General features: G+C 73.7%; 19 protein-coding genes. 7 read left to right on the top strand and 12 right to left on the bottom strand.

Translation table 11 applies throughout. The features are described 5' to 3' along the window. Positions 1-59: 59 nt before the first annotated feature. From KBY90_RS02035 to KBY90_RS02045, 3 genes are read right to left on the bottom strand one after another with little or no spacing between them, the layout of a single operon-like run. Positions 60-809 (bottom strand): NYN domain-containing protein, encoded by a 750-nt coding sequence (locus KBY90_RS02035; protein WP_254966735.1) that lies wholly within the window; start codon positions 807-809, stop codon positions 60-62. Beyond that, positions 806-2,233, bottom strand: a complete 1,428-nt coding sequence (locus tag KBY90_RS02040; protein ID WP_254966736.1) for a (Fe-S)-binding protein — start codon at positions 2,231-2,233, stop codon at positions 806-808. Before KBY90_RS02040 ends, KBY90_RS02035 begins: the two co-directional genes overlap by 4 nt. 28 nt (positions 2,234-2,261) lie before the next feature. Then, the gene (locus KBY90_RS02045) at positions 2,262-3,692 is read right to left on the bottom strand and encodes an NADP-dependent isocitrate dehydrogenase (protein WP_254966928.1); all 1,431 of its coding nucleotides are present in this window, start codon (positions 3,690-3,692) and stop codon (positions 2,262-2,264) included. 180 nt (positions 3,693-3,872) lie between these two features. Between KBY90_RS02045 and KBY90_RS02050 the strand changes: the two genes are divergently transcribed. From KBY90_RS02050 to kdsB, 6 genes are all read left to right on the top strand, one after another. Then, a complete protein-coding gene (locus tag KBY90_RS02050; protein ID WP_254966737.1) occupies positions 3,873-4,340 on the top strand; it encodes a hypothetical protein in 468 nt (155 codons plus the stop codon). A gap of 77 nt (positions 4,341-4,417) precedes the next feature. Next, the gene (locus KBY90_RS02055; RefSeq protein WP_254966739.1) at positions 4,418-5,143 is read left to right on the top strand and encodes a heme oxygenase (biliverdin-producing); all 726 of its coding nucleotides are present in this window, start codon (positions 4,418-4,420) and stop codon (positions 5,141-5,143) included. 41 nt (positions 5,144-5,184) lie between these two features. Beyond that, a complete protein-coding gene (locus KBY90_RS02060) occupies positions 5,185-6,258 on the top strand; it encodes a glycosyltransferase (protein WP_254966740.1) in 1,074 nt (357 codons plus the stop codon). A 10-nt stretch (positions 6,259-6,268) separates the two neighbouring features. Further along, positions 6,269-8,689, top strand: a complete 2,421-nt coding sequence (locus KBY90_RS02065) for a UvrD-helicase domain-containing protein (RefSeq protein WP_254966741.1) — start codon at positions 6,269-6,271, stop codon at positions 8,687-8,689. A gap of 25 nt (positions 8,690-8,714) precedes the next feature. After that, positions 8,715-9,932 carry a CCA tRNA nucleotidyltransferase gene (locus KBY90_RS02070; protein WP_396122500.1) on the top strand — a complete coding sequence of 406 codons (1,218 nt, stop codon included), beginning with the start codon at positions 8,715-8,717 and terminating at the stop codon, positions 9,930-9,932. Then, entirely contained in the window at positions 9,932-10,750 is an 819-nt protein-coding gene (gene kdsB / locus KBY90_RS02075; protein ID WP_254966742.1) for a 3-deoxy-manno-octulosonate cytidylyltransferase, read from the top strand. Before KBY90_RS02070 ends, kdsB begins: the two co-directional genes overlap by 1 nt. A gap of 58 nt (positions 10,751-10,808) precedes the next feature. Here the strand turns inward: kdsB and KBY90_RS02080 are convergent, their stop codons facing one another. The 8 genes from KBY90_RS02080 to KBY90_RS02115 are packed head-to-tail and all read right to left on the bottom strand — an operon-like array spanning position 10,809 to position 20,149. After that, positions 10,809-11,378, bottom strand: a complete 570-nt coding sequence (locus tag KBY90_RS02080) for an HAD family hydrolase (RefSeq protein ID WP_254966743.1) — start codon at positions 11,376-11,378, stop codon at positions 10,809-10,811. Next, positions 11,375-12,196, bottom strand: coding sequence for a 3-deoxy-8-phosphooctulonate synthase (kdsA, locus tag KBY90_RS02085; RefSeq protein ID WP_254966744.1), 822 nt, complete (start codon positions 12,194-12,196; stop codon positions 11,375-11,377). Before kdsA ends, KBY90_RS02080 begins: the two co-directional genes overlap by 4 nt. Beyond that, positions 12,193-13,215 carry an SIS domain-containing protein gene (locus tag KBY90_RS02090; RefSeq protein WP_396122488.1) on the bottom strand — a complete coding sequence of 341 codons (1,023 nt, stop codon included), beginning with the start codon at positions 13,213-13,215 and terminating at the stop codon, positions 12,193-12,195. Before KBY90_RS02090 ends, kdsA begins: the two co-directional genes overlap by 4 nt. A gap of 20 nt (positions 13,216-13,235) precedes the next feature. Next, positions 13,236-15,467, bottom strand: coding sequence for a selenide, water dikinase SelD (selD, locus tag KBY90_RS02095; protein ID WP_315858700.1), 2,232 nt, complete (start codon positions 15,465-15,467; stop codon positions 13,236-13,238). Further along, complete coding sequence (locus tag KBY90_RS02100; protein WP_254966746.1) at positions 15,464-16,264, bottom strand: pentapeptide repeat-containing protein; 801 nt, start codon at positions 16,262-16,264, stop codon at positions 15,464-15,466. The genes selD and KBY90_RS02100 overlap by 4 nt, the downstream gene beginning before the upstream one ends. Positions 16,265-16,314: 50 nt before the next feature. Continuing rightward, positions 16,315-18,201 (bottom strand): DUF3488 and transglutaminase-like domain-containing protein, encoded by a 1,887-nt coding sequence (locus KBY90_RS02105; RefSeq protein ID WP_254966747.1) that lies wholly within the window; start codon positions 18,199-18,201, stop codon positions 16,315-16,317. Continuing rightward, positions 18,202-19,221, bottom strand: coding sequence for a hypothetical protein (locus tag KBY90_RS02110; protein WP_254966748.1), 1,020 nt, complete (start codon positions 19,219-19,221; stop codon positions 18,202-18,204). Continuing rightward, a complete protein-coding gene (locus KBY90_RS02115; protein ID WP_254966749.1) occupies positions 19,208-20,149 on the bottom strand; it encodes a MoxR family ATPase in 942 nt (313 codons plus the stop codon). The genes KBY90_RS02110 and KBY90_RS02115 overlap by 14 nt, the downstream gene beginning before the upstream one ends. Between KBY90_RS02115 and KBY90_RS02120 the strand changes: the two genes are divergently transcribed. After that, positions 20,148-21,251: a histidinol-phosphate transaminase gene (locus KBY90_RS02120; RefSeq protein WP_254966750.1), complete on the top strand. Its 1,104-nt coding sequence runs from the start codon at positions 20,148-20,150 to the stop codon at positions 21,249-21,251. The two genes, KBY90_RS02115 and KBY90_RS02120, sit on opposite strands and share 2 nt — an antisense overlap. A gap of 4 nt (positions 21,252-21,255) precedes the next feature. Here KBY90_RS02120 and KBY90_RS02125 read toward each other — a convergent pair whose 3' ends face one another. Further along, positions 21,256-22,329 carry a glycosyltransferase gene (locus KBY90_RS02125; protein ID WP_254966751.1) on the bottom strand — a complete coding sequence of 358 codons (1,074 nt, stop codon included), beginning with the start codon at positions 22,327-22,329 and terminating at the stop codon, positions 21,256-21,258. Positions 22,330-22,362 lie beyond the last annotated feature (33 nt).

Genomic DNA, 22,362 nt, shown 5'->3' on the forward strand with positions numbered 1-22,362 from the left:
CCGGCGGGCCGTGGGCTGTCGCCATGCCAGGGAGTGCGCACCGGGCTCAGACCCGCCGCTCACCCCCCGCGCAGCTGCACGTACAGGTGCATCTGCTGGCTGCCCGGGCTCATCGGCACTTCCTTCACCGTGAGGTAGGGCTGACCCTTCACCAGTTCGCTGAGCTTGCGGAAGCCGTAGTTGCGGGCATCGAAGGAGGGGTCGTTCTTCTGCAGCAGGCTGCCCACCATGCCCAGCGGCGCCCAGCCGTCGTCCTGGGTCACGGCCGTGATCGCCTCGCACAGGAACGGCTTCAGGGGCGGGGCGCCTTCGTCGCCGCTCTCGCCTCCCTGCCGCCTGCCGTCAGTGCGGCCGCCGCCGGTGCCGCTGCCGCGCCGCAGGATGTCGGTGTAGAGAAAGCGGTCGCAGGCGGCCACGAACGCCTTCGGGGTCTTGCGTTCGCCGAAGCCGATCACCAGCAGCCCCTGCTCGCGGATGCGCGTGGCCAGCCGCGTGAAGTCGCTGTCCGACGACACCAGGCAGAAGCCATCCACCCGGCCGCCGTGCAGCAGGTCCATGGCGTCGATGATCAGGGCCGAATCGGTGGCGTTCTTGCCGCTGGTGTAGCTGAACTGCTGCACCGGCACGATCGCGTGCACGTTGAGCACCTCCTTCCAGCTGCCCAGCTGCGGGGTGGTCCAGTCGCCGTAGGCCCGTTTCACGGTGGCGGTGCCCACCTGGGCCACCTCGGCCAGCAGGTCGCTGATCACCGCCGCCTGGGCGTTGTCGGAGTCGATCAGCACTGCCAGGTTGGGGGCTTCGCGGCTCATGGCCCGTTCTCGCTGCTGCGGCTCCTCTCGCTGCTGCCGCTCGTGCTGTCCGCTCCACCCCCGGCCTGCCAGCTGCGCTGCAGCAGCTCCAGCGGGTGCAGCACCGGCAGTGGCTGGTCCTGATCGGCCATGTGCTGGCGGATCTGCAGTGTGCAGCCGATGTTGGCGCTCACCGCCAGCGCGGCGCCGGTGCCGGCCAGATCGGCCGCCTTGATGCGCCCCAGCTCGGCGGCCTCTGCGGGCTGCACCAGGTTGTAGATGCCGGCGCTGCCGCAGCACACGCCCGCCTCCACCGCCTCCTTCACGCGCAGGTGGGGGATCTGGCGCAGCAGCTGGCGCGGCTGCTCGCGGATGCCCTGGCCGTGGAGCATGTGGCAGGCGTCGTGGTACGCCACCGCCAGGGGCCGCTCGGCACTGGCGGGGGTGCCGTCGGCGTGGGCGAGGGGCGCCAGCTGGGAGCGGAACGCCTCGCTCAGCCCCAGCCGGGCCAGGAACTCATGGGCGTCCTGCACCTGGGACGCGAAGTCCGCCCCGCGTCCGGCCCAGCCGGGCTCCTCCGCGAGGATCGCGCCGTAATGCTTGAGCGTGTGGCCGCAGCCCGATGCCGCCACCAGCACCGCATCCAGCGGCCCGACGCCGGCGAAGCTCTCCACCAGCGCGCCCGCCAGCGCCCGCGTCTGCACCAGTTCCCCCTGGTGGTGGGTGGCGGCGCCGCAGCAGCCCTGTTCCCTGGGGATCACCACCTCGATGCCGTTGGCGCTGAGCACCTCCACCGCCGCCCGGTTCACCGCCGGATCGAACAGCCGCTGCACGCAGCCCAGCACCAGACCCACCCGCGCCCGTCGCTCCCCCCGGGCCGGCACCACCGCGGGGACATCGTCGCGGAAGGCCTCCGGCGCCAGCGGCGGCAGCAGCCGCTCCATCGCCTCCAGCTGGGGTCCGAGCAGCCGGGTGAGGCCGCTGCGCCGCGCCAGCCGCTGCAGCGGTGTGCCGGTGTAGGCCCGCAGCGGCGTGAGCACGGCCCGCAGCCGGGCGGGGTAGGGCAGCAGGGCGAACAGCAGCCGGCGGAAGGCCCGCTGGGCCGGCGTGCGCAGCTCCGGCGCGTTGAGTTTGGGGCGGGTGGCCTCGATCAGCTGGTCGTAGCGCACCCCTGACGGGCAGGCGCTGACGCAGGCCAGGCAGCCCAGGCAGCTGTCGAAGTGGCCGGCCAGGGTGGCATCGAGCTGCAACTCGCCGGCCTCGATCGCCTTGAGGGCATGGATGCGGCCCCGCGGCGAATCCATCTCCGTGCCCAGCACCCGGTAGCTGGCGCAGCTGGGCAGGCAGAAGCCGCAGTGCACGCAGGGATCGGTGGCCGACCCGGCGGCGACTGGGCCAGGAGTGGCGTCGAGACTGGGGGGGGGCTGGGAGCCGAAAGCATTCATGGGGGCAGTCTGGCGCCCGGATGCCGGCTCACCCCCCGAAGTGGCGCACCACCGCCTCGGCGAAGCCGCTGCAGCTCACCGGCTCCACGCGGGGCTCCATCAGGCGCGCCAGGTCGTAGGTGACCTCCTTGTTGGCGATCGCGGCGCTCAGCCCCTGGGTGATCAGGTCGGCGGCTTCCTGCCAGCCCATGTACTCCAGCATCATCACGCCGCTGAGGATCACCGAGCCGGGGTTGATGCGGTCGAGGCCGGCGTGCTTTGGGGCGGTGCCGTGGGTGGCCTCGAAGATCGCCGCACTGTCGCCGATGTTGGCGCCCGGGGCCATGCCCAGGCCGCCCACCACGGCGGCGGCGGCGTCGCTCACGTAGTCGCCGTTGAGGTTGAGCGTGGCCAGCACCGAGTACTCCTGGGGGCGGGTCTGGATCTGCTGGAAGATGCTGTCGGCGATGCGGTCATCGACCATCACCATCTGCTTCCACTGGCCGTTGCCGTGGGAGGCGCCGATGGCATCGAGCACCCCCTGCACCTCGGCGCAGATCGCTTCCTTCTTCTCCGGCGTGAGGGCGTCGTAGCCCGGGTCCACCAGGCGGGCGTTGGCCTCCACGCTCAGGCCCGGATTGCGGTCGGCGTTATCGAGGATCCAGCTCTCGCGCTCGGTGACGCACACGTCGCGGAACTCCGTGGTGGCCAGCTCGTAGCCCCAGTCGCGGAAGGCGCCCTCGGTGAACTTCATGATGTTGCCCTTGTGCACCAGCGTCACGTGGCGCTTGTCGCCCTCGAGCCTGAGGGCGTGCTGGATCGCCTTGCGGATGTGGCGCTGGCTGCCGAACTTGCTCACCGGCTTGATGCCGATGCCGGCGCCCTCGGGGATGCGGCGGTTGCCGAGCTTGCCGTTGGCCGGGATCACCGTCTCGTTGAGGTGCCGGATCAGCTCCACGCAGACCGGATCGCTGGCTTCCCACTCGATCCCCATGTAGATGTCTTCCGTGTTCTCCCTGTAGACGATCACGTCCAGGTCCTGGGGCCGCTTGTGGGGGCTGGGGGTGCCCTCGTAGTAGCGGCAGGGCCGCACGCAGCAGTAGAGGTCGAAGATCTGGCGAAGGGCCACGTTCAGCGAGCGGATGCCGCCGCCGATCGGCGTGGTGAGCGGGCCCTTGATCGCCACGCCGTAGGTGCGGATGGCGGTGAGGGTGTCCTCCGGCAGGTACTGGTAGGTGCCGTAGAGGTCGCAGGCCTCATCGCCCGCGTACACCTTGAACCACTCGATGCGCCGCTCGCCGCCGTAGGCCCTGGCCACCGCCGCGTCCAGCACCCGCTGGGTGGCGGGCCAGATGTCCACGCCGGTGCCGTCGCCGCGGATGAAGGGGATGATCGGGTCATTCGGCACCACCGGCTGGCCGTTCTCGAAGCGGATCGCCGTGCCCGCGCTGGGGGGCGTGAGCTTCTCGTACTGGTCCAGGCCCTGGACCGGTGACTGGAGCGAGGCGCTGGCGGAGCCGGTAGCCATTCGTGCGGCACTGACGCAGGGGCGACATTAGGTTTCAGGACCGGCCGGTTCTGCTCAGCACCAACCGGTTGTGCTGAAGGTCTCACGCACCCATCCCCTCACCCGCCCCATCCGCTCACGCACGCATCCGGCATGAACGCCGCCGACCAGGCCCGCAATCTGGAACTGGCCCAGGCGATCGCCTCGGTGGCGGCTCTCTTCCGCCGTCATTTCCCCGACGCCCGCGCCAACCTCACCCCCTGGCGGGACGACCCCCTAACCCGCGCCTGGGCCGAGCAGGAGAGCCTCGACCTCTCCTTCCATTTCCCCGGCTGGAATCCGCGCAACCAGTGCCGCTCGATGCTCGTGCAGCTGCGCCTGGAGCACCCGCCCCTCCAGGGCTGCGGCGGCGAGCCGGCACGGCCGCGGCTGATCGGCGTGCTGATCCGCGGTCTCACCTATGAATCCGAGCGCTGGCGGCTGGCCACCATGGGCGACTGGCAGCCCTCCGGCAGCCACCTCCCCCAGCCGGCGGTGGTGAGCAAGCTGCAGCAGGTGTGCCGCGACCTGTTCGCGCTGTTCGGTGGCGCCGAGTCCGACACCGATGCAGCCGTGGCGTAACCCTTCGCAACCTGAACAGGCCCTGCGCCGGAGCCCGCCCCTAACTTGTTGGCTCGCCAGCGTCGAGCCCCTCTCCCATGGCCGTTGCCCTTGCCTCCCAGCTGCGTGAAGGCACCAAGAAAGCCCACACCATGGCCGAGAACACCGGCTTCGTGAGCTGCTTCCTCAAGGGCGTGGTGGACAAGGCCAGCTACCGCACCCTGGTGGCCGACCTCTACTTCGTGTATGCGGCGATGGAAGAGGAGATCGGCCGGCTGCGCGAGCAGGGCCATCCGGTGGTGGCGCCGGTGGGTTTCCCCGAGCTCAACCGCCGCGAGTCCCTGGAGCGCGACCTGGCCTACTACTTCGGCGCCGACTGGCGCGGCAGCGTGCAGGCCACGCCCGCGGCCCAGGAGTACGTGGCCCGCATCCACCAGGTGGCCGCCGAGGCCCCCGAGCTGCTGGTGGGCCACCACTACACCCGCTACATCGGCGATCTCTCGGGCGGCCAGATCCTCAAGGCCATCGCCCAGAAGGCCATGAACCTGGGCGAGCACGACGGGCTGCGCTTCTACGAATTCGACGCCATCGCCGACGAGAAGGCGTTCAAGACCAACTACCGCAGCGTGCTCGACAGCCTGCCGATCGATCAGGCCACCGCTGACCGCATCGTGGCGGAGGCCAACCAGGCCTTCCACCTGAACATGAAGATGTTCCAGGAGCTGGAGGGCAACCTGATCGCCGCCATCGGCAAGGTGCTGTTCGGCTTCCTCACCCGCCGCCAGCGCGCCGGCAGCACCGAGGCCGTCGCCGCCCGCGCCTGAGCCGGCCTGCGGCAGAGTCGGCCCGCCCGGCCGCCCTGCCCTTGCGTCCCCTCCGCTTCCTGGTGCCTGGCACCAGCGGCCGCCTGCGCGGCGGCGGCCTGCTGGTGGAGCTGCAGACGGCCCGGCTGCTGCAGCAGCTGCTGTCCACCGAGGTGGTCACCTACCGGCAGCGGGAGGAGGGCCGCCCCTTCCTGGCCGACCTGCTGCGGGCCGAGCCGCTCACCGGCCCGGCGGCCCGGCGGGTGCTCTGGATCGTGAGCTGGGGCTTCGAGGTGCCGCGCCAGCTGCGCGCCCTGCGCGGCCGCCCGGTGGCCTACCACGCCCACAGCAGTGGCTACGGCTTCTGCCTGCCCCCCGGCGTGCCGGTGCTGGCCGCCAGCCGCAACACCCTCGGCTACTGGGGGCAGTGGGCCAGCCGCAATCCCCTCTTCCTGGTGCCCAACGCCCTCGCGCCGATGTGGCACGAGCGCGGCGACCGGCCCGGCAACCTCGGCGCCGTGCCGGTGCCCGGGGGGCGCTCGATCGATGTGCTGGTGCAGCGGCGCAAGAGCAGTGCCTACGTGCTGGAGCGGCTGGTGCCGGCCCTGCGCGCCCGCGGCCTGGCGGTGACGGTGCAGGACGGCTGGGTGGACGATCTGGTGACCCTGTTCAACAGCGCCAGGGTGGTGCTCTACGACTCGGCCGACCACTGGCGCGTCAGCGGCGTGAGCGAGGGCTTCGGGCTGCCGCCGGTCGAGGCGCTGGCCTGCGGCTGCGTGGTGTTCAGCAGTTTCAACCACGCCCTGGCCGACAGCCTCGATCCCGGCGGCATGGCGCACCAGATCGGTGCCGGCACCCTCAGCGCCGATGTGGAGCGGATCGCCGCGGCGGCGGCCGATCCGGCGGCCTGGCTGCCCCCGCCCCGCCAGCTGGAGGAACTGCTGCTGGAGCTGAGTGAGCCGCGGCTGCTGCAGCGCTGGCGCTATGCCCTGGAGGCGATCAACGCCCACCTCGACCGGCTCGAGGCCGGCGAGCCGCCGCTGCGGGCCCCGGCCCTGGCGGCCCTGCGCTGGCGCCGCTGGCGCGATCGCCTTGGCCGGTTGCTGCCCTCTGGCCGCTCGCGGCGCGGTGCCTAGGGTTGCTGTGATGAGCGCCTTTCTCAGCGGCCTGAACGACGCCCAGCGCCGGGCGGTGGACCACCACACCGGCCCCCTGCTGGTGGTGGCCGGCGCCGGCAGCGGCAAGACCCGGGCCCTCACCCACCGCATCGCCCACCTGGTGGGCCACCACGGCGTGGATCCGGCCGAGCTGCTGGCGGTGACCTTCACCAACAAGGCCGCCCGCGAGATGAAGGAGCGGCTGGAGCTGCTGCTGGCCCAGAAGCTGGCCCAGAGCCAGTTCGGCCAGCCCTGGAGCACCCTGCCGCCGGTGGAGCAGCGCCAGCTGCGCTCGCGCATCTACCGGGAGGTGATCAAGGACCTCTGGATCGGCACCTTCCACGCCCTGTTCGCGCGGCTGCTGCGCTTTGATATCGACAAGTTCAAGGATCCCGAGGGCTTGAGCTGGACGCGCCAGTTCTCGATCTACGACGAGGGCGACACCCAGAGCCTGGTGAAGGAGATCGTGACCCAGGAGCTGGGTCTCGACCCCAAGCGCTTCGAGCCCAAGAAGGTGCGCTGGGCGATCAGCAACGCCAAGAACCAGGGCTGGATGCCCGAGCAGCTGGAGGCCGACGCCGGCGGCCAGCGCGGCAAGCTGATGGCCGAGACCTACCGCCGCTACCGGCGAGCCCTGGCGGCCAACAACGCCCTCGACTTCGACGATCTGCTGCTGCTGCCGGTGCAGTTGCTGCGCCAGAACGAGCAGATCCGCAACTACTGGCACCGGCGCTTCCGCCACGTGCTCGTGGACGAGTACCAGGACACCAACCGCACCCAGTACGACCTGATCAAGCTGCTCGTCACCGACGGCCGTGATCCGGAGGCCTTCGACGACTGGAGCGGCCGCTCGGTGTTCGTGGTGGGCGACGCCGACCAGAGCATCTACAGCTTCCGCGCCGCCGACTTCACGATCCTGATGGGCTTCCAGGACGACTTCGGCGATGGTGCGCCCGATGAGGCCACCCGCACGATGGTGAAGCTGGAGGAGAACTACCGCTCCACCGCCACGATCCTGGAGGCCGCCAACGCCCTGATTGCGAATAACTCAGAGCGCATCGACAAGGTGCTGCGCCCCACCCGCGGAGAGGGCGAGCCGATCACCCTCACCCGCTGCGACGACGAGATCGCCGAGGCCGAGGCGGTGGTGCACCGCATGCGCATGCTCGATGCCGCCCACGACGAGCTGCGCTGGGGTGACATGGCGGTGCTGTACCGCACCAACGCCCAGTCGCGGGCAATGGAGGAATCGCTGGTGCGCTGGGGCATCCCCTACATCGTGGTGGGCGGTCTGCGCTTCTACGACCGGCGTGAGATCAAGGACGTGCTCGCCTACCTCAAGCTGCTGGTTAATCCCGCCGACACGGTGAGCCTGCTGCGGGTGCTGAACGTGCCCCGCCGCGGCATCGGCAAGACGACGATCGAGCGCCTCACCGACGCGGCCAACCAGCTGGGCATTCCCCTCTGGGATGTGGTGAGCGATGCCGAGGCGGTGCGCTCCCTGGGGGGCCGCTCGGCAAAAGGACTGCTGCAGTTCTGCGAGCTGATCAACGACCTGCAGCGTTCGGCCCAGGACGCGCCGCCCTCGCAGCTGGTGCAGAAGGTGATGGAGCAGAGCGGCTACCTGGCCGAGCTGATCACCACCGGCACCGACGAGGCCGAAGACCGGCGCCGCAACCTCAACGAGCTGGTGAACGCGGCGTTGCAATACCAGGAGGAGAACGAGGAGGGGTCGCTGGAGGACTTCTTGGCATCGGCGGCCCTGGCCAGCGACGCCGATTCCAAGGACACCGAACAGGACCGGGTCACCCTGATGACCCTCCATGCCAGCAAGGGGCTGGAGTTTCCCGTGGTGTTCCTGGTGGGGATGGAGCAGGGCCTGTTCCCCAGCTACCGCTCGCTTGACGACCCGGCGTCGCTGGAGGAGGAGCGCCGGCTCTGCTACGTGGGCATCACCCGCGCCAAGGAGCGCCTGTTCCTCTCCCACGCCAGTGAGCGGCGCCTCTGGGGCGGCATGCGCGAGCCGGCCGTGCCCTCGGTGTTCCTCGCCGAGCTGCCCGAGGAGCTCGTGCAGGGTGACATCCCCCGCAGCGGCGGGGCGGCGATCCGGCGCGAGCAGCGCCTGGACCGGCTCACCCGCGTCGACCGCGACGACAGCCGCCGGGTGGCCGGAGGCGGTGCCGCCGGTGTGCCGGCCAACGCCGTGCGCCGGCGCACGGCCGCAGCGCTGCCCGGCAAGGCCTGGTCGGTGGGCGATCGCCTGCGCCATGCCGCCTTCGGGGAAGGCCACGTCACCCACCTGTTCGGCAGCGGCGAGAAGATCTCGATCGCCGTGAAGTTCGAGGGCATGGGGCCGAAGATCCTCGATCCGCGTCTGGCGCCGATCGAGCCCCTTGGCGAGCCCTCCTGAGAGCGGCGGTGCAGGCTTGAGCCCCGTGCTGGACCTTCCCGGCATCCCGCCGGCCCTGCCGCCGGTGCTGCTGGCGGCGGCCCGCGAGCAGCGGGCGGCCCTGGTGGGCGGCGCCGTGCGCGATCTGCTGCTGCACCGGGTGCACAACGACCCCTGGCGGGGTGTGCCCGATCTCGATCTGGTGGTGGAGGGCCGCGCCGGCGACTTCGTGCGCCGCCTGGAGCGTTCCCTGCCCCCCGGCAGCCTCCGCGCTGAGCTGGAGCATGGGGCCTACGGCACGGTGGAGCTGGAGCTGCTGGTCGACGGTCAGCCGCTGCTGCTGGATGTGGCCTCGGCCCGCCGTGAGACCTACCCGGTGGCGGGCGAGAACCCGCAGGTCACCCTCGGTGCCCTGGCCGACGACCTGGCCCGGCGCGACTTCAGCATCAACGCCATGGCCCTCGACCTGGCCAGCGGCCGCCTGCTTGATCCCCATTCCGGACAGGACGATCTGCGCCAGCGCCGGCTGCGCTGGCTGCACACCACCAGCGTGCGTGACGACCCCACCCGCCTGGTGCGCGGCGCCCGCTACGCCGCCAGGCTGGGCTTCGAGCTCGATCCCGCCAGCCGCGAGCAGGTGCGCGCCACCCTGGCCGCCTGGCCCTGGGCCTGGCGCCCCGGTGATCCCCCCGGCCTGGCGCCGACCGCCCTGGGCACGCGCCTGCGCATGGAGCTGGCACTGCTGCTGCGGCGCGAGCCCTGGCGGGCTGGCGTGGCGGCCCTGCAGCGCTGGGGTGCCCTGGTGCTGCTCGACCAGCGCCTGCAGGCCGACCGGCGCTGGCCCCAGCGTCTCTGGTGGGCCACCCGTTTCCAGGTGCCGTTGCTGCCCGCCCTGGTTGCGGGCGCCGCAGACCCCCTGGCCCTGGCCGAACGCCTCCAGCTCCCCCCTCGCCAGCACCGCCTGCTGGCCCAGTGGCTCGGTCTGCGCAGGCAGCTCGCGGAGGCCGGCCCGTCACCCGGCGATGCCCCCGCCTGGTGCGAGCTGCTGGAGGCTCCGGGGCATTCCCTCGAGGCGGTGACCCTGGCTCTGGTGGCCGGCGACGTGCCCCGCAGGCCTCTACTGCGGTGGCTGCTGCGCTGGCGGCAGCTCAAGAGTCCGGTGAGCGCCGCCGAGCTGATCGCCGCCGGCTGGCGGCCGGGGCCGGAGCTGGGGGCTGAGCTGCGGCGCCTACGCTCGCAGGCTCTGGCCCAGGAGCGCTGCTGATGGCCCACCCGGGAGCCGCTGCGATGGGCGCCGGCAGCACCAGCCCGCCTCCTGCCGTGGTGGTGGCCGTGCCGGCGCGGCTGGCCTCCTCGCGGCTGCCGGGCAAGGTGATGGCGGACATCGGCGGCAGGCCGATGCTGCAGCACGTGCTGCAGCGCTGCCGTCTGGCCCGTGGGGTGACGGCGGTGTTCGCCTGCACCGACAGCCCGGAGGTGCTTGAGGCCGCCCGCAGCTGGGGTTTCGAGGGGCTGCTCACCCCCGAGAGCTGCAGCAGCGGCAGCGAGCGCCTGGCAGCCGTGACCGGCGAGCTGGTGGGCGCCGGTGGCGCCTCACCCCACGACACGCTGGTGATCAATGTGCAGGGCGATCAGCCCCTGCTCGATCCAGCCATCATCGAGGCGATGGTGGAGCGGTTCGCCCGCCTGCGACGGCCGCCCGTGCTCACGCCGGTGTACCGGCTGGGGCCCGAGAAGATCCATGACCCCAACGTGGTGAAGGTGCTGCGCGCCGCCGACGGCCGGGCGATCACCTTCTCCCGCAGTGCCCTGCCCCATGTGCGCGATCTGCCACCGGATCAGTGGCACCAGCGCGCCAGCTACTGGGGCCATGTGGGTCTCTATGGCTTCAGGGGCGATGTGCTGGCCGGCTGGCATCAGCTCAGCCCCTCGGCCCTCGAGGACCAGGAGAAGCTCGAGCAGCTGCGCCTGATCGAGGCAGGCATCCCCATCGGCACCTATGAAGTGCCGGACGACTGTCTCTCCGTGGACACCGCCGAGCAGCTGGAGCAGGCCCGGGCCCTGGTGCGGGCGGCGACCTGACCGCCAGGCGCCGCTGGGAGGTGGCTGCACTTCAGGCGACGTGCCGGGCCCTCGCGCTTCAGCCGTTGTGCTCGCGCCAGCCGTGGCGGTGCAGCGCCTCCAGCGCGCCCCGCTGCTGCAGCAGCGCCTCGGCCAGTTCCCGCAGGGCGCCGTTGCCGCCGCGGCGGCGCAGCACCCAGTCGGCGTGGCGGCGCAGGCCCCGGGCCGCGTCGGCCGGGGTGATCAGCAGGGCCACCCGCGGCCGCACGGTGAGGTCGTTGAGGTCGTCGCCGATGAAGGCCGTGTGGGCCGGCTCCACCTGCAGCTCGGCCTGCAGCTGCGCCAGGCCGGCGGCCTTGTCGCCCACCCCCACCAGGCAGTGGCGGATGTGCAGGTGCTGGGCCCGCTGCTCGATGGCGCCGCTGCGGCCGCCGCTGAGCAGGGCCACCTCGAGGCCTTCGCGCTGCAGCATGCGCACCGCCAGGCCGTCGCGCACGTCGAAGCGCTTCACCACCCGGCCGCTCTCGTCGTAGTGCAGTCCACCGTCGGTGAGCACTCCGTCCACGTCGCACACCAGCAGCCGCACCGCCGCCAGCCGCCGCCCCAGCCGCAGCCGCTGCAGCCGGGAGCGCAGGCCCAGGGTGCTCACAGCGTGCTGACGGCGCTGCCGCCGGCGACCGCCGCCCGGATGGCCAGCAGCTGCTCGAGCAGCGCCTCCAGCCGGTGCAGCGGCACCATGTTGGGTCCGTCGCTGAGGGCCTGCTCCGGGTCGGGGTGCACCTCCAGGAACAGCCCGTCCACCCCCACCGCCATCGCCGCCCGGGCCAGGGGGGCCACGAACTCCCGCTGACCGCCGGAGCTGGTGCCGCGGCCGCCGGGCTGCTGCACGGCGTGGGTGGCGTCGAAGATCACCGGGCAGCCGGTGGCCTGCAGCTGGGGCAGGCTGCGGTAGTCAACCACCAGGGTGTTGTAGCCGAAGCTGCTGCCGCGCTCGGTGAGCCAGAGCCGCCCGCTGGCCGGATCGAGGCCGCACTCGGCCAGCTTGGCCACCACCTGGGCCATGTCCCAGGGCGCCAGGAACTGGCCCTTCTTGACGTTCACGGCCTTGTCGGTGCCGGCCACGGCCTGGGCGGCGGCCTCCAGCAGGTCGGTCTGGCGGCAGAGGAAGGCCGGAATCTGCAGCACGTCCACGGCCTGGGCCGCCGGCGCGGCCTGATGGCTCTCGTGGATGTCGGTGAGCACCGGCACGCCCAAGCGCTCGCGCACCTCCGCCAGGATCGCCAGCCCCTCCTCGGGCCCGGGGCCGCGGAACGACTTGCCCGAGCTGCGGTTGGCCTTGTCGAAGCTGGCCTTGAACACGTAGTCGATCCCCAGCCGCCCGCAGAGCCCGCTCACCTGCTCGGCGATCCGCAGCACCAGATCGCGGTTCTCGATCACGCAGGGGCCGGCGATCAGGCGGAAACTCATGGGTTGTGGGCGGTGCTGAAGCCAGCCTGCACCAGATCATGCAGCCGCAGCAGGCCCACCAGCTGGCAGGCGTGCTCGGGGTGCACCACCGGCAGCACCGAGATGGCCTGGCGGGGGTTGTGCTCCATCAGCTCCAGGGCCTTGGCGGCCAGCACCTCCGGGGTCACGGTGATCGGGTCGCGGGTGGCCATCGCCGCCGCCGTCACCCGGTCCCACTCGGCGGTCCCGTGGCGCTGCAGGGCCCGGCGCAGGTCGCCGTCGGTGATCAGCCCCGCCAGGCGGGCCGGCTCGCCGGCGTGGTGCACCCAGGTGGCGCCCAGGCTGCCGCGCTTGGGACTGCCCTGGGTGAGCTGGGCGATCACCACCGGCAGGGGGGCGTCGGGGGCCAGCGGGGTGAGCTCGTGGGCCGGCACCATCAGGTCCGCCACGGTGAGGGTGAGGCGCCGGCCGAGGGAGCCGGCGGGGTGGTTGATGGCGAAGTCCACCGGTGAGATGCCGGCCCGCTCCATCCACACCGCCGCCAGGGCATCGCCGATCGCCATCGCCACCGCCGTGCTGGCGGTGGGGGCCAGGTTGAGCGGGCACACCTCCCGGTCCACCGACGCGTCCAGCACCACGTCGCAGCCGCGGGCCAGGCTCGAGGCCACCCGCCCCACCAGGGCGATGCGGTGGGTGCCGCGCCGGATCAGGTGGGGCAGGATCGCCAGCAATTCCTCGGTCTCGCCGCTGTTGGAGAGCAGCAGGGCCACGTCGTCGGCGGCCACGATGCCCAGGTCGCCGTGCAGGGCGTCCACCGGGTTGAGGAACACCGCCGTCAGGCCGATGGAGGAGAAGGTGGCGGCGATCTTGCGGGCGACGATGCCGCTCTTGCCCACCCCCGTCACCACCAGCTTGGCGCGGCGGGCCCGGCAACTCTCCAGCTGCTGCAGGGCCGTTTCCACCTGCTGCGGATCGAGGCGGGAGGCGCTGGCGGCGATGGCGGCGGCCTCTTCCACCAGGCAGCGGGTGAGGGCGGACAAGGGCACTGGTGAGGTCGCCGTCATTCTCCCAGGCCTGGGGGCTGCTCCACCCGGCCCACGACGGCTGCGGCGGCAAACCCGCGCCGGCGCAACGCGGCGATCGCGGCCTCGCCCGCGCCGGCCGGCAGGGCCGCCAGCAGGGGTCCGCAGGTCTGGGGATCGATCAGCAGCCCCAGCCGGGCGCTCCGCCGCGCTGCCGCGTCTGCCGGCCCGGGGGGCTCGCTGAGCCGCACCGGCCCCTCCAGCAGGGCCAGGGCGGCGGCGTTGGCGGGCGCCAGGCTGCTGGCCAGGCCCCCCTCCAGCAGCTCCAGGGCCCCGGGCAGGGTCGGCAGCGCGGCGGCGTCCAGCTCCACCCGCAGCCCCGGCGTGCTGGCGGCCAGCATCTCCGCCAGGTGTCCCAGCAGCCCGAAGCCCGTGATGTCGGTGCAGGCGCGGCAGCCCAGGGCCTGGAGCTCCTCCACCAGGTCCGCTTGGCTGTGCTGCATCTGCTCCAGCGCCGCATCGATCCAGGCGGCCCGCGCGGTGCCGGCCATGGCCGAGGCGAACAGCACTCCCGTGCCCAGCGGGCGGGTGAGCAGCAGCACCTGGCCGGGTTGCAGGGGGCCCTTGCTCCAGTGGCGCTCCGGCGCCACCGCGCCGTTCACGCTCAGGCCCAGCCCCAGCCCGGCGCCGTCGCGGCCCTCGACGGTGTGGCCCCCGAGCAGGGATGCCCCCAGCGGCTCCAGCACGGAGGCGATGCCGGCCAGGGTGTGGGCCAGCCACTCCTGCTGCAGCCGCGGCGCCGCCTGGGGCAGGGTCACCAGGGCCTGGGCGCTCGTGACCCGCGCTCCGCAGGCCCACAGATCGCTGCAGGCGTGCAGGGTGGTGAGCCGCGCGTTGAGCCAGGGATCGTCCACCAGGGCCGGAAACCCATCGACGCTCTGGAGCAGCAGCTCGCCGTTGTCGCGGCGGCCGATGACGGCCGCGTCCTCGGCCTGGCCCAGCACACCCGCCTGGCGCAGGCCGGCCGCCAGGGTGGCGCCCGCCAGCTTGGCGGCGCAGCCGCGGCAGGCCATCGCCGCAGCTGCGTCCTCGCTGCCCGCCCCCGTCGCCATGGGCCGCCGCAACGCGAAGCGCGCCATGAAGCGGCGGTCGATGCGGTCCTTCCAGCGCCACAGCAGCCGGCTCGGCCCAAGGGCCAACGGCCCCCACAGGGCGATGGCCCGGGGACGGTCGGGCCGGCTGCCGTCGGCGAGCAGCTGCAGGGCCCGGCGCTGGGGCCGCCAGCGGCGCAGCCCGGAGGGTGCTGCGGCCTGTGGATGGATCAGGCAGCGCTCCAGGTTGGTCGCCAGGGTGGGCGCGGCCCGCACCGCCCACACCCCCGAGGCCGGCCTGGGTGCGGCGGCGATCACGCCGCAGTCGCCGCTCGCGAACAGACGCGGCTGACCCAGCACCTGAAGGGTGGCTTCGGTGCGCACCCGGCCGCTGCTGTCGGTTGGCAGGCCCGCCGCCCCCAGCCAGAGCGGTGCCCGGCTGCCGGTGCAGGCCAGCGCCGCCTGCTGTCCGGGGCCGGCCTGGCGCCGCACCGGGATGGCGGCGGCCGCCAGCAGGCGTTCTCCCAGCCGGTTGGCCGCCGGTGTGCCCAGGTGCAGCTGCTCTCCCCGCAGCAGCAGCTCCGGGCGCAGGCCCCGGCCCTGCAGGGCCAGCGCCACTTCCACGCCGGCGGCGCCGCCACCGCGGATGGCCAGGCCGGGGGCGTGGGCTTCGCGGCCGGCGGTTTCGCTCAGGCGGGCTTCGGCCCAGGCGAGGAACGGCTCCAGGGGTTTCACGCCCTGGGCAGGGGGGGCGCCGGCTGCGGCTGGCCCGGGGCCGGCCGGCAATGCGGTCTCGGCGCCCACATCCAGGCTCAGCCAGTCCCAGTGCAGCGCTGGCCGGCCCTCCAGCTCGAGGGTGCGCTCCTGCGGGTGCAGACCGGTGATCTCGGCGGCGATGAACGTCGCCCCGGCCTGCCGGCAGAGACGCCGCAGGTCGATCGCACAGGCCTCTCGGTCGTAGATCCCGGCCAGCAGGCCGGGCACCATGCCCGAGTACAGGGCCGTGCTGGCCCGGCTCACCAGCGTGACCAGCGCTCCGCCGGTGCGCGGGCGTCCGCGTCGGGCGGCCATCGCCCAGCGCAGCAGCACCAGCGCATGGGTGTGGCCGCCGCCGGCGAGAACCAGATGGCCGGCGGGAGGTGGCGAGGGCAGGGGAGGATGCGTGGCGGGTGCCCTCAGAAGGGCAGCGGCAGGAAGGCTTTGGCCGCGATCGGGGCCAGGAACTGGAGGGCGCCGAGGGCCCCGCTCACGGCGCCGCCGATCGCCGCCATGCCCAGGCCGTTGCCGCCGCCTTCCGGCCGATCCGGCGCCGCCTTCACCTGCTCGGCGGCCTGCCGCAGCTGCGTGGCGGTGTCGCGCTCTCCGGCCGCCTCGTAGAGGCCGGCGGCGTAAGTGAAGTCATTGGCGGCGTCCTCCGACTTGCCCTGCTGGCTGCGGGTGATGGCCCGTGCCAGCCAGCTCACCGCCGCGGCCGGTTCCCGGCGGATGGCGGCGCTGAACCACTGCTCGGCCTCGGGATAGCGCCCCTTGCCGGCCGCATCCACGCCGGCGTTGTGCAGCTCTCCGAAGCTCAGCTGGCCCTGGTCGATGCCGCGGGCACCCTGCCAGTGGGCCCGGCTCAGGGCGCCGGGGCTGAGCAGCGCCCCGCTGAGATCCGCCTGGCGCAGGTCGGTGCCCTCCAGCCGGGCGCCGCGCAGGTCGGCGCCGCGCAGGGAGGCGCCCATCAGGCTGGTGAAGCTGAGATCGGCCCCGCCGAGCCGTGCGCCATCGAGACGCGCCTGGCCGAGGTTGGCGCGCTGCAGCCGGCTGCCACTGAGGTCGGCATCGGCCAGCTGGGCATGCACCAGATCCGCCCCGGCCAGATCGCAGCCGGGGCAGCGGCCTTGCTCGAGCAGCTGGATCAGGGCCTCGGTGCCGCCGGGGGGTGTGGCGGGCCGGGCCTGGACGGGCACGGATCCGGATGCCGCGACCGCCATGGCACTGAGTAGCGCAGGGGCAGTGACCCGGGCCAGTGGATTGCGCAGGGTCATGGGCCGCATCCGTTCCCTTGCCTTATAGCGCTGCGTCGGGCCTGCTTCAGCTGCTGCATTGACCTTCTCCAGCTGTCCGCCGCCTGGCGGGCCGAGGTGCTCCGGGGGTCCGTCGCCTCGAAGCGGCGCTGGGCGTGGCAACGGGCCAGCCGCTGGAGGGGCGCGGCCAGGCGCGGGTCCACCGCCGCGGCCCGCCGGCACAGACCCTCCAGGGTTTCACCCCGCCGGGGTTCGAGGCCGAGCTGGTGCAGCTGGCGCAGCAGGTCGGCCAGATCGCGGTCGATGCGATCCCGCCGTGGGCGGTGCCGGCGCAGCTGCCAGGGCACGAGGGCGCCGAGCAGGCCCAGCGCCACCCCGGCCAGGATCACCAGCCCCAGCGCCCAGTGCCGCCCCCCCAGCAACCACTCCAGCAGCGCCTCCTGCCGGCTGCGGTCGAAGCTCAGCCACCAGCGGCTCCAGGCCATGTCCAGGCCCCACCACTGCCGCTGCAGCCAGCGCCAGCCGCTGCTCGCCTGGGGGCTGTCGGCGCGGGCCGTGGCCGCGGCCGGTCCCTGATCCGTGCCGGCGCTGGCCCAGACGCTGGGATCGACCCGCAGCCAGCCCTGCCCCGGCAGCCACACCTCGCTCCAGGCGTGGGCGTCGCTCTGGCGCAGTTCCAGAAAGCTGGCCCCCCCCACCGGCACCACCCAGGTGCCGCCCAGGTAGCCGCTCACCACCCGGCTGGGCACCCCCGCTGCCCGCATCAGGGCACTGAAGGCGCTGGCGTAGTGGCCGCAGAAGCCCAGCCGCTGCTCGAACAGAAACACATCCAGGCCGTCCTGCTCCGGCAGGACTCCGGGGTTCCTGTCGTAGCGGAAGCCCCCCGCCTCGAACCAGGTCTGGGCCGCCGCCAGCCGGGCCGCCGGCTCCGCCAGCTGCCCCCAGCTGCGTCCCAGCGCCAGCAGCCTGGGATTGGCGGCTGCCGGCAGGCTCAGGGTCTCCGGGCCGGGGGTCTGCCCCTGCCAGGCCAGTGCCGCCGCCGCCGGCCGCAGGCGGTAGCTGCGCCGTTCGATGGCCGGCCGCAGCAGCCGCAGTTCCCCCTGCGGTTCGATGCGCAGCCGCGGGTCGGCGGAGCCGCTGCGCCCATCCCAGGGCACGGCCGTGAAGCGGCTGGGCTCCGCCAGCCACACCTGATCGCGGCCTGCCGCGGCCTCCAGCGGCACGGCCGCGGCCCTGCCCGCCGGTCCGTCCCGCTGCGGCGGGGCGGCTTCCTCCTCCTCGTTCTCGCGCTGCCAGCGGCGGCCGTCGAAGCGCTCGTGCACCAGCACCCGCCAGTAGCGCCGCTCCGGCGGCGGCGGCCGGTCGTCGCCGAAGGCCACCCGGGCCGCCGGACCGTCGTCATCCACGAGGGTGGCGATGGTGCCGGGGTCAAGGTCGGCGCTCAGCCCCGTCACCGCCCGGGCCGAGGGGCCGGGCAAGGCCGTGAGCGGCTCCAGGCGCGGCACCAGCAGGAACAGCACCAGGGCCATCGGCAGCGCCGCCGCCAGCACCTGCAGGCTCTGGCGCAGCAGCACCCGCCAGGGCGTCGCCAGACCGATCTCCAGCTGCAGCAGCCCCGCCAGGGCGAGCACGGCAGAGAGCAGCTGCACCAGGCTGGGCAGCAGGTCGGGCAGCTGGGCGGCCTGCAGGCCGCAGACCAGCAGCTGCAGCAGGGCCACCAGCCGCCGGCCGCCGCGATCCCGCGCCTCCACCAGCTTGAGGGCCGCCAGCACCAGCAGCGCCAGGGTGAGGGCCCCCAGCAGCCAGGTGGGATCGAGCCCCACGCTCCCCGCTGCCAGGGCGGCCATGCCGGCCCACTGCAGGCGCCTCGGCGGCAGGGTCCGATCCGCTGCAGGCCGCGACATTCAGCCTTCCCTCACGACGGTGCTGGTGCTTGTGCTTGTGCTGGTGCTGGTGCCGGCGCCGGGAGCCGTGGCCAGGGCCAGCAGGCAGCGGTCGCGGTGCCGGCGGCCCTGGCCGGCGGGAACGCTCAGGTGGGGCAGCACGAGGCCGTAGGCCTCGCCGCGGCGGCTGCGCTGCCAGATCTCGGCGGCCAGATGGCGCAGGGCCCGTTCCGCCTCCACCCCCGGAGCCGGCGTCAGCAGCGGCGGAGTGCCGGCCGGGTCGCGGAACACCTTGCTCAGCCGGCCCCGGCCCTGGGCCAGGGCCTTCCAGGCCAGCCGGGCCTGGCTCTCCTGGGGGCGGTGGGGACGCAGGTCGTGCCAGTGCTCGCTGCCCTCCCGGCCGCCGCTGGCCATCGCCGCGTCCAGGGCGCTGCCGGCCGTCGCGGTCCGGGCCACCGGACCGTGCTGGCGCGCCGGGTAGACCGTCTGGCGGGCGGCAGGCGCCCAGCGGCTCCAGCACACGAACAGACCCAGCGGGGCCGTGCTGCTGACCAGCAGCACGCCAGGGGTCTGCAGACCCCGCCGATCGCAGCGCCAGTCGAGTTCCAAGCTGGAGGTGCCGGCGGGGATGCGGCGGAGCTGCGCCGCCTGGCTGTCCAGGGGCTGGCCGGTCAGCCGCAGCCGGATGGCGTTGCGGGGGTGGCGGCTGCACGCCAGCAGCGGGTAGGTGAGGGCTTCCCCGGCGAAGCCCGGCTCGCTCCTGCCGCAGCGCAGCTCCAGCCCCTGCAGGTTGAAGTGGGTGAGGTGCAGGGCCAGCAGCTGCAGCGTCAGCATCAGGAAGCTGAGCAGCAGCGGACCGTTGCGCTGGGTCTGGATGCCCACCACCTGCAGCAGCAGCGCTCCCCCCAGCCAGAGCACGCCGAAGACCGTGGGCAGGATGTAGAGGTTGCCGAGGCGCAGCTGCAGGCGCTCGCCCCGCTGCACCCGCCCGAGCCGGGCCGGCCAGCCCTGCCCCCCTGCCCGGACCTCAACGGATGGCATCCACCGCCTCCAGCAGCGCGCGGCTCAGCTGGCCCCGTCCCGCCGGATCGAGGCGGTGCTCCACCACGGCGCGGAACACCGCCTGCACGTCGGCGGGGGTCACGAAGTCGCGCTCCTGCAGCAGGGACCAGGCCCGGGCCGCCGCCAGCAGCCCCTGGGAGGCCCGCGGCGAGAGCGGCGCCCCGGGGCGGTCCGGTGCCCGGCTGGCGGCCACCAGATCGAGCACATAGTCGATCAGGGCTGCGCTGCAGTGCTGCCGCCGGCAGCGGCGCCGCAGACTGAGCAGGTCGGCCGGCTGCCCCGCGGCCACCATGGCCCCCAGGTCCAGGGCCTGGCCGCTGAGCAGGGCGCGCTCGGCCTCACGCTCGGGGAAGCCCAGGCTCAGGCGCATCAGGAAGCGGTCGAGCTGCGACTCGGGCAGCGGCGAGGTGCCCACCTGATCGAGGCTGTTCTGGGTGGCGATCACCATGAACGGCCGGGGCAGTTCGTGGCTGGTGCCGTCGACGCTCACCCGGCCCGCGGCCATCGCCTCCAGCAGCGCGCTCTGGGTGCGGGGGCTGGCCCGGTTGATCTCGTCGGCCAGCAGCACCTGGCTGAACAGGGGCCCCGGCTGGAAGCGGAAGCTGCCGCTGGCGGGATCGAGCACGTTGATGCCCGTGAGGTCGGCCGGCAGCAGGTCGCTGGTGAAGCTCACCCGCTTGAAGGCCAGGCCGAAGCTGCGCGCCAGGGCTTCGGCGAGGGTGGTCTTGCCGGTGCCCGGCAGGTCTTCCAGCAGCAGGTGTCCCCCGGCCAGCAGACAGGCCAGGGCCAGCCGCACCGGGTGCTCCTTGCCCAGCAGCACCCGGTCGATGCCGGCCACCAGATCGCTCCAGGCCGCCACGGTCCTCCGCCCGCACCTCTCGATTGTGGCGCCGTAGCGTTCGCCCATGGACAGCGGTGCGGACGCCGAGCGCCATGGCGGCAACCTGGCGGCCGCCGCCCTGAGGCTGGGCCGCCCGCCCGGGGCCCTGCTCGATGCCAGTGCCTCGCTGGTGCCCTTCGCGCCCCCGGCGGCGGTGCGGCTGGCGCTGCTGCGGGCGGCCCTGGGCCCGGCGCCGCGGCTCTACCCCGACCGCGCCTGGCGGCGGCTGCGCGATCTGCTGGGCCGCCAGCACGGCCTGCCCCCGGACTGGGTGCTGCCCGGCAACGGCGCTGCCGAGCTGTTCACCTGGGCGGCCCGGGACGCCGCCGCGCTCGGCGAGAGCCTGCTGCCCGCTCCCGGCTTCACCGACTACCAGCGGGCCCTGGCCTGCTGGAACGGGGCCGCGCGTTCCCTGCCGCTGCCGCTGCGCTGGGACGCCGCCTTCCCCCAGTCCTTCCCGGCCGCCGCCGCCGGCGCTGAGACAGCGCCGGTGCTCTGGATCACCAACCCCCACAACCCCACCGGCCAGCTCTGGAGCCGCACCTCCCTGGAGCCTCTGCTGCAGCGCCATGCCCTGGTGATCTGCGACGAGGCCTTCCTGCCCCTGGTGCCCGGCGGCGAGGCCCACTCCCTGGTGCCTCTGCTGCCGCGGCACCCCAACCTGGTGGTGGTGCGCAGCCTCACCAAGCTGCTGTCGCTGGCCGGCCTGCGCCTCGGTTACGCGCTGGCCGCGCCGTCGCGCCTGCGGCGCTGGGCCGCCTGGCGCGACCCCTGGCCCGTCAACGGCCTGGCGCTGGCCGTGGGCGAGCGGCTGCTGGAGCGCCCCGGCTGGCTGCCGGGCTGGACGGCGAGGGTGCAGCGCTGGACGGCCCGCGAGGGGCCCTGGCTGGCCCGGCAGCTGGCGCGCTGGCCGCGGCTCACGCCCATGCCCTCGGCCGCCAACTTCCTGCTGGTGCACAGCAACGGGTCCCTCGAGCCGCTGCGCCGCGGCCTCGAGGAGCGCCACGGCGTCCTGCTGCGCGACTGCCGTTCCTTCGCGGGGCTGGATGGGTGCTGGCTGCGCATCGGCCTGCAGCACCGCCGCGGTCACCGCCGCCTGCTGCGGGCCCTGGAGCGGGAGCTGGGCTGAGCGGCTACGCCAGCTCCACCAGCAGGGCCGCCAGCCGCCGGTCGGCATCGCCCACGGCCAGCCGCTCCATGCCGGCGCGCATCGCCGCCAGCGGATCGGCCGCTGCTTCGGCCCCGCGCAGCCGCGGCCCCAGCAGCCGCCAGATCGTCCGCTCCAGCGTCGGCTGATCCGGGGGGTGTTCGGCCACGATCACCGCCGCCCCCAGCCGGGCTGCGGCAAGGGCGTTGGCGTCCTGGTGCCGGTCGGCCGCGGCCGGATAGGGCACCAGGATCGCCGGGGTGCCGCACACGGCCAGCTCGCTCAGGGCGCCGGCCCCGGAGCGGCTGATGGCCAGGTCGGTGCGCTGCAGAAGGCCCGCCAGTTCGCTGCAGAACGGCCGCTCCACCACCCCGGGAGGCAGGGGGGCGCCGGCCTCCGGATCGTTGCGGCCGGTGAGGTGCACCACGCGCACCCCTTCGGCGCTCAGCCGCCCCAGCAGGGGACGCAGCATCCGGTTCAGGCCCACCGCCCCCTGGCTGCCGCCCATCACCAGCAGCAGCGGCCCCGGTCCCTCCGGCAGCCAGTCGGGGGCGGGGCCCGGCTGCAGAAAGTCGCGGCGCACCGGCGTGCCCGTCACCAGGGGCCGGCAGCGGGGCAGCCGCTCGGCCGCGTCGCCCAGCCCCACCGCCACGCGGGTGCAGAGGCGCCCCAGCAGGCGCGTCACCCGGCCGGGGACGGCGTTGCTCTCATGCAGCACCACCGGCACGCCGCACCAGCGGGCCGCCAGGATCGCCGGCGCGGCGATGTAGCCGCCGCTGCTGAACACCACGTCGATGCGCTCGCGCCGGATCAGCCGGCGCACGCTGCCGATCGCCCGGAGCAGCCGCAGCAGATTCAGCAGCTTGCGCAGCCCCCGCCCCTGCAGCCCTCCGGCGCGCACGGTGTGCAGCGGGAAACGGCTGGGCACCAGCTCCCGCTCCAGCCGGTCCGGCACCCCCAGCCAGCGCACCTCCCAGCCGCTGGGCAGCGCCTCGGCCACGGCCAGGGCCGGGAACAGGTGGCCACCGGTGCCGCTGGCTGCGACGAGGAGCCTGGGCATCGATGGCGCTCACGAGCGCGCCTAACTTAAAAG

This window comes from Cyanobium sp. CH-040 (assembly GCF_024346135.1).
Classification (GTDB): domain Bacteria; phylum Cyanobacteriota; class Cyanobacteriia; order PCC-6307; family Cyanobiaceae; genus NIES-981.

What these genes read in the sequence shown, in the direction of transcription:
- KBY90_RS02035 (WP_254966735.1), bottom strand. Translation starts at nt 809, where the DNA reads ATGAGCCGCGAAGCCCCCAACCTGGCAGTGCTGATCGACTCCGACAAC.
- KBY90_RS02040 (WP_254966736.1), bottom strand. Translation starts at nt 2,233, where the DNA reads ATGAATGCTTTCGGCTCCCAGCCCCCCCCCAGTCTCGACGCCACTCCT.
- KBY90_RS02050 (WP_254966737.1), top strand. Translation starts at nt 3,873, where the DNA reads ATGAACGCCGCCGACCAGGCCCGCAATCTGGAACTGGCCCAGGCGATC.
- KBY90_RS02055 (WP_254966739.1), top strand. Translation starts at nt 4,418, where the DNA reads ATGGCCGTTGCCCTTGCCTCCCAGCTGCGTGAAGGCACCAAGAAAGCC.
- KBY90_RS02065 (WP_254966741.1), top strand. Translation starts at nt 6,269, where the DNA reads ATGAGCGCCTTTCTCAGCGGCCTGAACGACGCCCAGCGCCGGGCGGTG.
- kdsB (WP_254966742.1), top strand. Translation starts at nt 9,932, where the DNA reads ATGGCCCACCCGGGAGCCGCTGCGATGGGCGCCGGCAGCACCAGCCCG.
- kdsA (WP_254966744.1), bottom strand. Translation starts at nt 12,196, where the DNA reads ATGAGTTTCCGCCTGATCGCCGGCCCCTGCGTGATCGAGAACCGCGAT.
- KBY90_RS02100 (WP_254966746.1), bottom strand. Translation starts at nt 16,264, where the DNA reads ATGGCGGTCGCGGCATCCGGATCCGTGCCCGTCCAGGCCCGGCCCGCC.
- KBY90_RS02105 (WP_254966747.1), bottom strand. Translation starts at nt 18,201, where the DNA reads ATGTCGCGGCCTGCAGCGGATCGGACCCTGCCGCCGAGGCGCCTGCAG.
- KBY90_RS02110 (WP_254966748.1), bottom strand. Translation starts at nt 19,221, where the DNA reads ATGCCATCCGTTGAGGTCCGGGCAGGGGGGCAGGGCTGGCCGGCCCGG.
- KBY90_RS02120 (WP_254966750.1), top strand. Translation starts at nt 20,148, where the DNA reads ATGGACAGCGGTGCGGACGCCGAGCGCCATGGCGGCAACCTGGCGGCC.
- KBY90_RS02115 (WP_254966749.1), bottom strand. Translation starts at nt 20,149, where the DNA reads ATGGGCGAACGCTACGGCGCCACAATCGAGAGGTGCGGGCGGAGGACC.
- KBY90_RS02125 (WP_254966751.1), bottom strand. Translation starts at nt 22,329, where the DNA reads ATGCCCAGGCTCCTCGTCGCAGCCAGCGGCACCGGTGGCCACCTGTTC.